10 protein-coding genes are annotated in these 11,799 nt (G+C 64.1%); 3 read left to right on the top strand and 7 right to left on the bottom strand.

The genetic code is table 11. From position 1 onward, the window contains the following. Positions 1-898 (bottom strand): tRNA (adenosine(37)-N6)-dimethylallyltransferase MiaA (gene miaA, locus Q1J79_RS04535; protein ID WP_300297119.1); only part of this gene is annotated, 898 nt, incomplete at its 3' end. A gap of 45 nt (positions 899-943) precedes the next feature. Between miaA and serB the strand changes: the two genes are divergently transcribed. After that, a complete protein-coding gene (gene serB, locus Q1J79_RS04530) occupies positions 944-1,840 on the top strand; it encodes a phosphoserine phosphatase SerB (RefSeq protein WP_300297117.1) in 897 nt (298 codons plus the stop codon). A gap of 66 nt (positions 1,841-1,906) precedes the next feature. On the opposite strand, the gene Q1J79_RS04525 is transcribed toward serB, so the two are convergent. Further along, a complete protein-coding gene (locus Q1J79_RS04525) occupies positions 1,907-2,689 on the bottom strand; it encodes a 3-hydroxybutyrate dehydrogenase (RefSeq protein WP_300297114.1) in 783 nt (260 codons plus the stop codon). A 224-nt stretch (positions 2,690-2,913) separates the two neighbouring features. On the opposite strand from Q1J79_RS04525, the gene Q1J79_RS04520 reads away from it, so the two are divergent. Continuing rightward, positions 2,914-3,546: an ATP-dependent Clp protease proteolytic subunit gene (locus Q1J79_RS04520; protein WP_300297111.1), complete on the top strand. Its 633-nt coding sequence runs from the start codon at positions 2,914-2,916 to the stop codon at positions 3,544-3,546. A gap of 86 nt (positions 3,547-3,632) precedes the next feature. Here Q1J79_RS04520 and Q1J79_RS04515 read toward each other — a convergent pair whose 3' ends face one another. The 3 genes from Q1J79_RS04515 to hflK are packed head-to-tail and all read right to left on the bottom strand — an operon-like array spanning position 3,633 to position 7,216. After that, positions 3,633-5,135, bottom strand: coding sequence for a DegQ family serine endoprotease (locus Q1J79_RS04515; protein WP_300297108.1), 1,503 nt, complete (start codon positions 5,133-5,135; stop codon positions 3,633-3,635). 43 nt (positions 5,136-5,178) lie between these two features. Further along, positions 5,179-6,069, bottom strand: a complete 891-nt coding sequence (gene hflC / locus Q1J79_RS04510; RefSeq protein ID WP_300297105.1) for a protease modulator HflC — start codon at positions 6,067-6,069, stop codon at positions 5,179-5,181. 13 nt (positions 6,070-6,082) lie between these two features. Further along, the gene (gene hflK, locus Q1J79_RS04505) at positions 6,083-7,216 is read right to left on the bottom strand and encodes an FtsH protease activity modulator HflK (RefSeq protein ID WP_300297102.1); all 1,134 of its coding nucleotides are present in this window, start codon (positions 7,214-7,216) and stop codon (positions 6,083-6,085) included. A 229-nt stretch (positions 7,217-7,445) separates the two neighbouring features. On the opposite strand from hflK, the gene apbC reads away from it, so the two are divergent. Further along, positions 7,446-8,621, top strand: a complete 1,176-nt coding sequence (gene apbC / locus Q1J79_RS04500) for an iron-sulfur cluster carrier protein ApbC (protein WP_300297099.1) — start codon at positions 7,446-7,448, stop codon at positions 8,619-8,621. A gap of 84 nt (positions 8,622-8,705) precedes the next feature. Here the strand turns inward: apbC and ppdK are convergent, their stop codons facing one another. Both ppdK and Q1J79_RS04490 read right to left on the bottom strand, forming a co-directional pair. Then, positions 8,706-11,564 (bottom strand): pyruvate, phosphate dikinase, encoded by a 2,859-nt coding sequence (gene ppdK, locus Q1J79_RS04495; RefSeq protein ID WP_300297096.1) that lies wholly within the window; start codon positions 11,562-11,564, stop codon positions 8,706-8,708. 7 nt (positions 11,565-11,571) lie between these two features. Continuing rightward, the coding region (locus tag Q1J79_RS04490) for a DALR anticodon-binding domain-containing protein (protein WP_367182955.1) at positions 11,572-11,799 on the bottom strand (228 nt) is incomplete at its 5' end.

Below are 11,799 nucleotides of genomic sequence, written 5' to 3'. Positions count from 1 at the left end.
CATTTTCCACAACCAGGTCGGCCAGGAGCTGGTGCCGGAACCAGGTGGTCTGCCGCTTGGCATAATGACGGGTGTTGAGTTGGCCGATCCGGATCGCCTCGTCGAGGCTGATTTTCCCATCAAGATATTGAATCAGCTCAGGTAATCCATGGGCCTTGCGCACCGGCGCATCAGCGGGGATGTCTGTTCGCGCCTGGAAGGCCCTGGCCTCGTCCAGCGCGCCGGCCGCCATCATGGCCTCAAAACGGCGATCGATCCGGGCATAGAGCGTCGCCCGGGGCGGCCGCAGCAGCAGCCGGTAGACCGGATTGGGCAAAGGCGGCGCGGCGGAGCTGGCCTGCCAGTCGGCTAGCGACCGCCCGGTGCCCAGCCGCACCTCATAGGCCCGCACCAGCCGCTGGCTGTCGCCGGGCTTGAGCCTTTCTGCCATGGCCGGGTCGATGGCCGCCAGGGCCGCATGCAGGACGGCAGAACCATCCCGCTCCAGACGCTGTCGCGCTTCGCTACGGGCTTCCTCCGGAATCGGCGGCAGGTCAACCAGTCCTTCGGTCAGGGCCTTCAGATAAAGGCCAGTCCCCCCCAGCAGGATGGGCACCCGGCCGGCGCGGATCGCCTCGTCGATGGCTTCCAGTGCCATGTCGCGCCACAGGGCGGCCGTCCCATGCACGCTGGCATCCAGCACGCCATAAAGGCGGTGCGGCACCCGGGCCATCTCCTCGTCGGTGGGCCGGGCGGTGAGGATACGCAGGTCGCGGTAAACCTGCATGCTGTCGGCATTGATCACGGTGCCGCCTATTTTCTCGGCCAGGCTTAAGCCGAGCGCAGACTTGCCGCTGGCGGTGGGGCCGGCGAGCAGGATGACGGGAGCGTGGCGGGTATCCATGGCGGCGAGTGACATGCAGGGCGGGTTGCGCCGCCCCTTCTACAGCCCTAGAACAGGCGGATGCAAAACATTCTCACCCTGATCACCGCGCCCCACAATGCCGTGCTGACGCCCCGCGTGGCCAATGCGGTGCGCGACGCCCTGGCGCTGGCCCGCGGCAAGGTCGGCCCGGCCGACTGGCTGGAACCGGGCATCGCCTGCGATATCCCCTTCGACAACGTGGCGCCGGACGAGGCCGCCAAGGCGGCCCGCACCGCCCTGCGCGCCACGCCGGTGGATGTGCTGGTGCTCAAACCCGAAAACCGCCGCAAGAAGGCGCTGGTGGCCGACATGGAATCGACCATCATCCGCAATGAGATGCTGGACGAGATCGCCTTCCTCGCCGATATCGGCGACCGCGTGGCCGAGATCACCCGCCGCGCCATGAATGGCGAACTTGATTTCTACGAAGCGATCCGCGAACGCGTGAACCTGCTGAAGGGCCAGCCGGCCAGCCTGCTCGACAAGGCTGCCGAGCGGATCAAGCTTATGCCAGGCGCCGTCGCGCTGGTCGCCACGCTGAAATCACATGGCGTGCATTGCGCGCTGGTCTCCGGCGGCTTCGATTACTACACGCAGCCGATTGCCCAGCAGCTCGGCTTCGATGAGCAGCAGGCCAACCACCTGATCCTGGAAAACGACGCCATCGCCGGCGTCCGCGAACCGATCCTCGGCCGCGAGGCCAAGCTGGAAGCCCTGCAGCGCGTGGCGCGCGAGAAGGGCATCAGCATGGAAGACTGCATCGCGGTCGGCGATGGCGCCAACGACCTCGCCATGCTGGGCGCGGCGGGCTTAGGAATTGCCTTCCACGCCAAGCCGAAGGTGCAGGAAGCCGCCCGCTTCAATATCCGCCACGGCGACCTGACCGCGCTGCTGTATGCTCAGGGCTATCGCCGCGACGAGATTTTCGGGCGGTAGGCAGCCCAATCATTCCAAATGCGTCATGCCCGGACTTGACCCGAGCATCCACGCGTTCTTCCCTGATCACCGCGCCGTCCAGCCGCCATCAATCGCGATCGCCGTGCCGGTGATGGATTTTGCCATCTCGCCACAGAGGAACAAGGCCAGCGCCGCCACTTCTTCGACCTCGATGAAGCGCTTGTTCGGCTGCGAGGCAAGCATCACCTCTCGGATCACCCGTTCGCGCGGCATGTTGTGCACCTTGGCCTGGTCCTCGATCTGGCCTTCCACCAGCGGCGTGCGCACATAGCCCGGGCAGATCGCGTTCACCGTGATATTGCTCTCGGCCACTTCCAGCGCCACCGACTTGGTGAAGCCGATCTGGCCGTGCTTGGCCGACACGTAAGCCGACTTGAACGGCGAAGCCACCAGGCCATGGGCCGAGACCAGGTTGATCACGCGGCCCCAGTTCTTCTGCTTCATGCCCGGGAGTGCCGCCTTGGTGGCATGAAAGGTGGAATTCAGGATGATGTTCTGGATCGCATGCCACTTGGCCTCGGGGAATTCGTCCACCGCCGCGACGAACTGGATGCCGGCATTGTTGACCAGGATATCGACGCCGCCGAAGGCATCCTCGGCCTTCTTGACATGGGCGGCGACGGCGGCACCGTCAGACATGTCGGCGCCGTCATAGAGCACCTTCACGCCGGTTTCTGCGGCCAGGCCTGCGCGGATATTCTCGATGGCGGCCGCATCGCCGAAGCCGTTCAGCATCACGTTGACGCCCTGCCCGGCCAGGGCCCGGGCGATCCCGAGACCGATACCGCTGGTGGAACCGGTGACGACGGCGGACTTGCCTTTCAGCATGGCGCGACCTTTCTTTAAGGGAGGCGGAAAACCGGCCGGAGCCTAGCGGAAAAGGCCGGGTCCTGCCTAGCGCCGGGCCTGCCTGTTACCGGGCCTGCCTGTTACCGGGCCTGTCTGTTACCGGGCGGTGCCTCGCCATCGGGGTGGCGGTTCCGGGCCTGAGCCTTGCACCCCCTCCCCGACCCATGGGATACCAATCAAAAGCCTGTAAGGAGCCTTCTGGCATGCTGAATCGCATTACCCATATGGACGACGATGACCAGCCGGAGCAACCGGAAAAAAACGGTGAGCCCGAGGCGAAAGCCAAGGACAAGATGCCCGGCGTGGAAGAACGCCTGTTCAAGGCCCGCACCATCCTGATCTATGGCGGCATTGACCAGAAGATCGCCAAGGAAGTCTCGGCCCGCCTGCTCGCCCTGCAGTCGGCCGGCGACGCGCCGATCACCATCTTCATCAACAGTCAGGGTGGCCATGTCGAATCGGGCGATACGATCTATGACATGATCAAGTTCGTGAAACCCGATGTGCGCGTGGTCGGCACCGGCTGGGTCGCCTCGGCCGGTGCCCTGATCTTCGCCGCGGCGAAGAAGGAAAACCGCTTCAGCCTGCCCAATACCCGCTTCCTGCTGCACCAGCCGTCCGGCGGCGCCGGCGGCACGGCCTCGGATGTGGCCATTCAGGCCAAGGAAATCATCCGCATGCGCAAGCGGCTGAACGAAATCTTCGCCCGCGAGACCGGCCAGCCGCTGGAGCGGATCGAGAAGGATACCGACCGCGATTACTGGATGAGCGCGGAGCAGGCTGTGGAATACGGCCTGGTCGGCAAGATCATCGCCAATGCCAGCGAGATCGACTGATCTCAACCGATCACGTCACGAACGAAAAAAGGCCGGCTTTCAAGCCGGCCTTTTTTTGGTTTCCGCTGCCCTGACTGCTTCAGAGCCTATGATTTCAGAGGAACGGGCACAAAGCGCGGTTCGCCGCTGCGCTGGATCTGCAGCAAGGCGACCTTGCGCTTGGCATCCTTGAGCGCCTTCAGCATCTCAACGGCGTCATCGGGATTGCGCACTTCCGACTGCGCCATCTCGATGATGACGTCGCCCACGCGCACGTCGCGCTTGGCCGCCGGCCCTTCGGGGTCGACGTCGGTGACCACCACGCCCTTCACGTCATCCTTGATGTCGTGCTTCTGGCGCAGCTCCTTGCTCAGCGGCGCGACCCGCAGGCCCAGATCGGCCAGTTCGGTCTCGTTGCGGCCGGGCTTGGCGCGGTTGGCATCCGCTTTCTGCCCGTTCTCGGCCTTGGCCGAAGCCAGCGCCGCCTCCAGCTCGCCCAGCGTGGCCTTCACCGTCTGCTTCTTGCCCTTGCGCACGATCTCGACATTCACCGTCTTGCCAACCGGCGTTTCCGCCACGCTGCGTGTCAGCGCATTGGTGGTAGCAATCGGCTTGCCGTCGAAGCCGACGATCACGTCGCCGGAATCGATGCCGGCCTTCTGCGCCGGGCCACCGGGCACCACCTTGGCCACCAGGGCGCCACGCGCCTGGCTCAGGCCCAGCGCCTCGGTCATCTCATCGGTCACCGACTGGATCTGGACGCCGAGCCAGCCGCGCTTGGTGCGGCCGAATTCGATCAATTGCTGCACCACCGGCCGCGCCAGATTGGCCGGAACGGCGAAGCCGATGCCGATCGAACCGCCGCTCTGCGAGAAGATCGCAGTATTGACGCCAATCACATTGCCGGCCTTGTCGAACAGCGGGCCGCCAGAATTGCCCTTGTTGATCGAGGCATCGGTCTGCAGGAAGTCATCGTAACGGCCCGCATTGATGTCGCGACCACGGGCCGAGACGATGCCGGCGGTCACAGTGCCGCCCAGGCCAAAGGGATTACCGATCGCCAGGGTCCATTCGCCGACGCGGATCTTGTCGGAATCGCCCCAGGACACGGCAGTGAGTTGTCGGCCGTTCTTCATCTCGACCTTCAGCACGGCAATGTCGACTTCCGGATCACGGCCGACGACCTTGGCCTCCAGTTCGGTATTGTCATGCAGGATGACGCGCACCTGGTCGGCCTCGGCGATCACGTGGTTATTCGTCACCACATAGCCGCGTGCATCGACAATGAAGCCAGAGCCCAGAGAAGAGACCTGACGTGGCGGGCGGTTGCCCTCGCCGCGCTGCTGGCGGTCAAAGAAGTCCTTGAAAAAATCCTCGAACGGCGAACCGGGCGGGAATTGCGGCAGTCCCTCAGGCAGACCGCCGCGGGCCTGCACCGTCTGCGTGGTCGAGATATTGACCACGGCCGGCAGCAGTTTCTCGGCCAGGTCGGCGAAATCGCCTTCCGGCGCTCGCGCATGGGCCGCACTGGCCAGACCGATGACGACAAACAGCGCCGCCGCCAGCGCCGTGCGGGCGCGGACCAAGCGGGTATGCAATACAGCATTCATAACTTACCTCCTCGCCGCGCACGGGCGGCGAACGCAACAGGCTTTATCGCTGCCCTGGACGGCGCGGCGCGCCGGTTGGACTGTCGAAATAGCGGAAAAACTCGGAATCCGGCGACAATACCATGGTGGTGTCACTCTGCTGCAGCGCCTTGGTATAGGCCTGCAATGAGCGATAGAAACCATAGAATTCCGGATCCTTGTTGGCCGCTTCGGCAAAAATCTTGGTCCGCTCGGCATCGCCTTCGCCGCGCAGGATTTCCGACCGCCGTCGCGCATCGGCCAGCAGGATGGTACGCTGGCGTTCGGCTTCGGCGCGGATCTTTTCCGCCAGCTCGAAGCCGGTGGCGCGTTGCTCATTGGCCTCGCGCTGGCGTTCGGTCTGCATGCGACGGAAGATCGCCTGGCCGATCGTATCGGGGAAGTCGGCCCGCTTGATGCGTACATCGACCAGTTCAATGCCAAGGCGGCGCGAGTCTTCCTGCAGCGTGTTGGTCACCTGCTGCATCGCCGACGGACGATCGCCCGAGATGATAGTGGCGGCATCCAGCTTGCCGAAGGCGCCGCGGAAGGCATTGGCCACGCTGGGCGCCAAACGGCCACGCAGGCCGAGTTCGTTGCGAACGGTCTGGTAGAACAGCAATGGATTGGTGATGCGATAGCGCACGAAGCTGTCGACCACCAGGCGGCGCTGGTCGGTGGTGAGGATTTCTTCCGGCTGCGCATCCAGGCCGAGAATGCGCTTGTCGAAATAGACCACGTCCTGGATCAGCGGGATCTTCACGTTCAGGCCGGGCTCGGAAATCACACGGCGCGGATCGCCGAACTGCACCACCAGGGCTTGCTGGGCCTGATGCACGGTGAACAGGGACGCCTTGACCAGGAAGCCGGCGGCCACCAGGACAATGACAATGATAGTGAGGAGGGAGCGGTTCATGATGGCATTCCCCTCAGCGCTGCGGCTGCTTTTTCTGCAGCTCAGGCAGCGGCAGATACGGCAGCACGCCCTGACCGGCCTGGCCGTCAATGATCACCTTGTTGGTGCCGCGTAACAGCTGTTCCATGGTTTCGAGATACATGCGCTTGGTCGTCACGTCCTTGGCCAAGCGATATTCGTTGTAGACTTGGGTGAAACGGCTGGCATCACCTTGGGCATTGGCGATCACTTCCTGCTTGTAGGCTTCGGCCTGCTGCAGCATACGCTGCGCCTCGCCGCGGGCGCGCGGGATGATGTCGTTGCGGTAGGCTTCCGCCTCGTTCTGGGCGCGCTCGCGATCGGCCTGAGCCGACTGTACATCGCGGAAAGCATCGATCACCGAGGCTGGCGGTTCGGTCCGCTGCAGCGCGACCTGGGTGATCACCACGCCGGCATTGTAGCCATCCAGCACGGCCTGCATGACACGACGGGTGTCATCGGCGATCTTGGTGCGGCCTTCGGTCAGGATGAACTGGATGTTGTTCTTGCCGACCACTTCGCGGATGGCGCTTTCCGCCACCTGCTTGATGGTGCGCGAAGGATCGACCACGTTGAACAGGTACTGGCCGGCATCTTTCACTTGCCACAACACGGTGAAGTCGATGTCGACGATATTTTCGTCGCCGGTCAGCATCAGGCTTTCTTCCGGCACATCACGCTGCTGCACGCCGCGGGTCGAGGACTCGCCCATGGAGCGGAAGCCGATTTCCTCGCGATTGACCGTGGTGACCTTTGGAGTCAGTACGCTGTCGACCGGCCAGGGCAGCCGGTAACGCAGGCCAGGCTCGGTGACGGCATGCACCTTGCCGAAGCGCAGCACTACGCCCTGTTCATCAGTGTCGACGCGGTAGAAGCCGGTGCCCAGCCAGATTGCCAGGGCGACCAGGATCAGGAGCAGAATACCACGGCCGGATACATCACCGCCCGGCATGAGGTTGCGGAACTTGTCCTGCCCCTTGCGCAGGATATCTTCCAGGCTGGGCGGATTGGGGCCGCCGAAGCCGCCGCCGCCAGGACCGGACGGGCCGTTGCCACGCGGTCCCTGTCCCCAGGGCCCGCGACCACCGCCGCCGCCTTGCCATCCCCCACCTTGATTGCTCCAGGGCATCCTGCTGTCCTTCTGTGCCGGGCCTGCCTGCCGAACCGCGTTTGATCCGGAATTCCAGCGCCCCTGCCGGGAAATGGCTGCGCCACCCGGCTTTTTGCCTCACGTCTGTTTACCTTTTGGCCGGCGAATTGCCGTTCCCGTACCGTCGCGATATATCACACGCAGGGCACAAGCGCCGCCTCGCTTGCCAACAGCCGACAATATTGGAACGTTTACAGGGATTTCAAGCATGACCGGAGTGACGGAAGCGCAGATCATGGGCGCGTTGCGCGGTGTGGTAGACGCCGATCATGGCAAGAATGTGGTCGAACTCGGCATGGTTGCCGGGCTTGTGATCAAAGGCGGCAATGTCGGCTTTGTGCTGGAGGTCGACCCTCGCGCCGGCGCCGCCAAGGAGCCTCTGCGCAAGGCCTGCGAACAGGCCGTGGCGAAACTGCCCGGTGTCACCTCGGCCACCGTGGTGCTGACCGCCGAACGGCAGGGTGAGCACCGGGGCAGCAAGAACCAGCCGGCGGCCGCATCCCACGACCATGCGCATGCGCACGATCATGGGGCCGCTGCCGCCCGGAAGCCGGGAGCGCACCCCGAAGTCGGCCCCCGGCCAGCCATCCCGGGCATCAAGTCGATCATCGCCGTTGCCTCGGGCAAGGGCGGCGTCGGCAAATCCACCACCGCGGTCAACCTGGCATTGGCGCTGGCCCAAAGCGGCAAGAAAGTAGGCCTCTTGGATGCCGATATCTATGGCCCGTCGCTGCCGCGCATGATGGGCATCACCGGCAAGCCGCATTCGCCGGACGGCAAACACCTGCATCCGATGCAGGGCTGGGGCATTCCCTGCATGTCGATGGGTTTCCTGGTGCCGGAAGACACGCCGATGATCTGGCGCGGCCCGATGGTGATGAGCGCGCTGGAGCAGATGCTGCGCGACGTCGCGTGGGGCGAACTAGACGTGCTGGTGGTCGACATGCCGCCCGGCACCGGCGACGCGCAACTGACCATGGCCCAGCGCGTGCCGCTGGCAGGCGCCGTGATCGTCTCCACCCCGCAAGACATTGCCTTGCTGGATGCGCGCAAGGGGTTGAACATGTTCCGCCGCGTCGACGTGCCGGTGCTCGGCATCGTCGAGAATATGAGCTATTTCTGCTGCCCCAATTGCGGCCATCGCAGCGAGATTTTCGCCCATGGCGGCGCCCGCAAGACGGCCGAGGAGCTGGGCTGCGATTTCCTGGGTGAATTGCCGCTCAACATCGCGATCCGCGAAACCTCCGACAGCGGCGCGCCGATCGTGGCCTCCCAACCCGACAGCGAGGAGGCCAAGGCCTACCGCGCCATTGCCGCCAAGGTGGCCGAGAAACTGGACCGTGACAGCGCCGCGAGCCGGATGCCGAAGATCACGATCCAGTAAACCCGACGCCGGGCCAGCATAAAAAAGGCCGGGCAAGAAGCATTTTTCTGGGCCCGGCCTTTCGTTTGTCTGGATCGCGCCGGATCAGGCCTCGCTGACCTTTTCCTCGCTGATCGCCGCCTGGGCGGCGGCAAGGCGGGCAATCGGCACGCGGTAAGGCGAGCAGGACACGTAATCCAGCCCAGCTTTGTGGCAGAAGCGCACCGACGACGGATCGCCGCCATGCTCGCCGCAGATGCCGAGCTTGAGATCCTTGCGCGTGGCGCGGCCACGCTGGGCCGCGATCCGCACCAGTTCGCCGACGCCCGACTGATCGATGGTGACGAACGGGTCACGTTCGAAGATGCCGGCCTTCAGGTAATCTTCCATGAACAGCGCGGAATCGTCGCGGCTGATGCCGAGCGTGGTCTGGGTCAGGTCGTTGGTGCCAAAGGAGAAAAACTCGGCCGTCTCGGCGATCTCGGCGGCGCGCAGGGCGGCGCGCGGCAACTCGATCATGGTGCCGACCAGATACTTCACCTTCTTGCCCTGTTCCTTGAACACGGCGGCGGCAACGGCATCGACACGGCGCTTCAGGATGTCGATCTCGGCCTTGGTGGCAACCAGCGGGATCATCACTTCCGGTTCGACCGGCTTACCGCCGGCCTTGGAGACCTGCACAGCCGCCTCGAAAATGGCGCGCGCCTGCATCTCATATATTTCCGGATAGCTGATGCCGAGGCGGCAGCCGCGATGGCCCAGCATCGGGTTGGTTTCTTCCAGCGCTTTCTTGCGTTCCTTCAGCGCGGCCACGCTCAGGCCCGTGCCCTTGGCGACGGCGTCGAAATCGGCCTCGGTCTTGGGGAGGAATTCATGCAGCGGCGGATCGAGCAGGCGGATCGTGACCGGCCGACCGGCCATGATCTTGAACAGCTGCGCGAAGTCGTCGCGCTGCATCGGCAGGATCTTGGCCAGCGCCTTCTTACGACCTTCGACATTGTCCGAGAGGATCATCTCGCGCACCGCGGTGATGCGGTCAGCATCGAAGAACATATGCTCGGTGCGGCACAGGCCAATACCTTCGCAGCCGAAGCGCACCGCCGTTTCGGCATCCGCCGGGGTCTCGGCATTGGTGCGGACCTTCAGCTTGCGCAGCTTGTCGGCCCAGGCCATCAGCTGGCCGAAATCGCCAGACAGCTGCGGCTCGATCATTGGCATCAGACCAAGGATCACTTCGCCGGTCGAACCATCGATGGTGATCACGTCGCCCTTGTTAACGACCAGGTCGCCGATCGTCATGCGGCCGGCATTGTAATCGATGCGCAGGCTGCCGGCGCCGGACACGCATGGCCGCCCCATGCCGCGCGCCACCACGGCGGCGTGGCTGGTGGTGCCACCGCGGGCGGTCAGAATCCCCTTGGCGGCATGCATGCCGTGGATGTCTTCCGGCGAGGTCTCGACGCGGCAGAGGATGACGGCCTCGCCCTTATGGGCCATTGCCTCGGCTTCATCGGCCAGGAACACGACCTTGCCCGAGGCGGCGCCCGGCGAGGCGGCGAGGCCCTTGGCGATCACCTTGCGCTCGGCCTTCGGATCCGGCGTCGGATGCAGCAACTGGTCCAGCGAGGCCGGATCGATGCGGTCGACGGCCTCGGCCTGGCCGATCAGCTTTTCCTTCACCATGTCGACGGCGATCTTGATCGCCGCCTTTGCGGTGCGCTTGCCTGAGCGGGTCTGCAGCATCCACAGTTTACCCTGCTGGACGGTGAACTCGATGTCCTGCATGTCGCGGTAATGCTTTTCCAGCTTCTGGAACACCGCGACCAGCTGCTTGAAGGTCGGCGGCATGGATTCCTCCATCGAGGGAAGCTCATTGCCGACCGCGACGCGGGCCGACTTGGTCAGCTGCTGCGGGGTGCGGATGCCCGCGACGACATCCTCGCCTTGGGCGTTGATCAGGTATTCGCCGTAATAGGTCTTCTCGCCCGTCGAAGGGTCGCGGGTGAAGGCGACGCCGGTGCAGGAGGTCTCGCCCATGTTGCCGAACACCATGGCCTGCACGTTCACGGCCGTGCCCCATGATTCCGGGATGTGGTGTAGGCTGCGATAGGTGATGGCGCGCTGGTTCATCCAGCTTGAGAACACGGCGCCGATGGCGCCCCAGAGCTGGTCACGCACGTCCTGCGGGAAGGGCTTGCCCAGTTCGTCCTGTACCTTCTTCTTGTAGGCAGCGACCAGCTGTTTCCAGTCCTCGGCCTTCAGCTCGGTGTCGAGCACCAAGCCATGCTCTTCCTTGTGCATCTCGAGCAGTTCCTCGAAATGCTCGTGCCCGACATTGAGCACGACGTTGGAATACATCTGGATGAAGCGGCGATAGCTGTCCCAGGCGAAACGCTCATTGCCGGACTGCTTCGCCAGCGCTTCGACCGTGGTGTCGTTGAGGCCAAGATTGAGCACGGTATCCATCATGCCCGGCATCGAGGCGCGGGCGCCCGAGCGCACCGAGACCAAAAGCGGCATCTTCGCGTCGCCGAACTTGGCGCCAACCAGCTTTTCGACGCGAGTGAGCGCGGCATCGACCTGACCAGTCAGCTCCTTCGGGTATTTCTGGCCATTCTTGTAATAGGCGGTGCAGACTTCGGTGGTGATAGTGAAGCCCGGCGGCACCGGTAGGCCGAGATTGGACATCTCGGCCAGGTTGGCGCCCTTGCCGCCCAGCAGTTCGCGCATGTTGGCGCGGCCTTCGGCCTTGCCATCGCCGAAGCTGTAAACCCACTTGCCCTTGATCGCGCTCGGCGCCTTGGGGGCGGCCTTGCGGGTTGCGACCTTCTTTTTGGCCACGACCTTCTTTTTGGCGGTAGGCTTCTTCGTGGCGCTCTTGGCCTTCACCACCTTGCGCGCGGCTACAGTCTTCGGTTTGGCCCTGAGCTTGGTCTTGGCTTTTTTCTGCTTCGGCTTGGCCATAGCTCTGTCACCCCTCGATCTGGGAAAAGTCGGCGATACGATCCATGCTTCCGACTGCCGCCGAAAGCAAACTCAGACGGTTACGCCGCACGGCGGCGTCGTCACTGTTCACGGTAACCTTGTCGAAGAAAACGTCGACCGGCTGACGTAGCCTCGCAAGTGTGGCGAGATAATGGCGGAATTCCGCCTCGTCCTGTGTCTTTCCGGCGGCAGCGCGATCCAGCTCGGCAAGAGC

Origin of the sequence: Ferrovibrio sp., assembly GCF_029255545.1 — a bacterium.
Lineage (GTDB): Bacteria > Pseudomonadota > Alphaproteobacteria > Ferrovibrionales > Ferrovibrionaceae > Ferrovibrio.
This window is presented reverse-complemented; position numbering and strand designations above follow the sequence as displayed.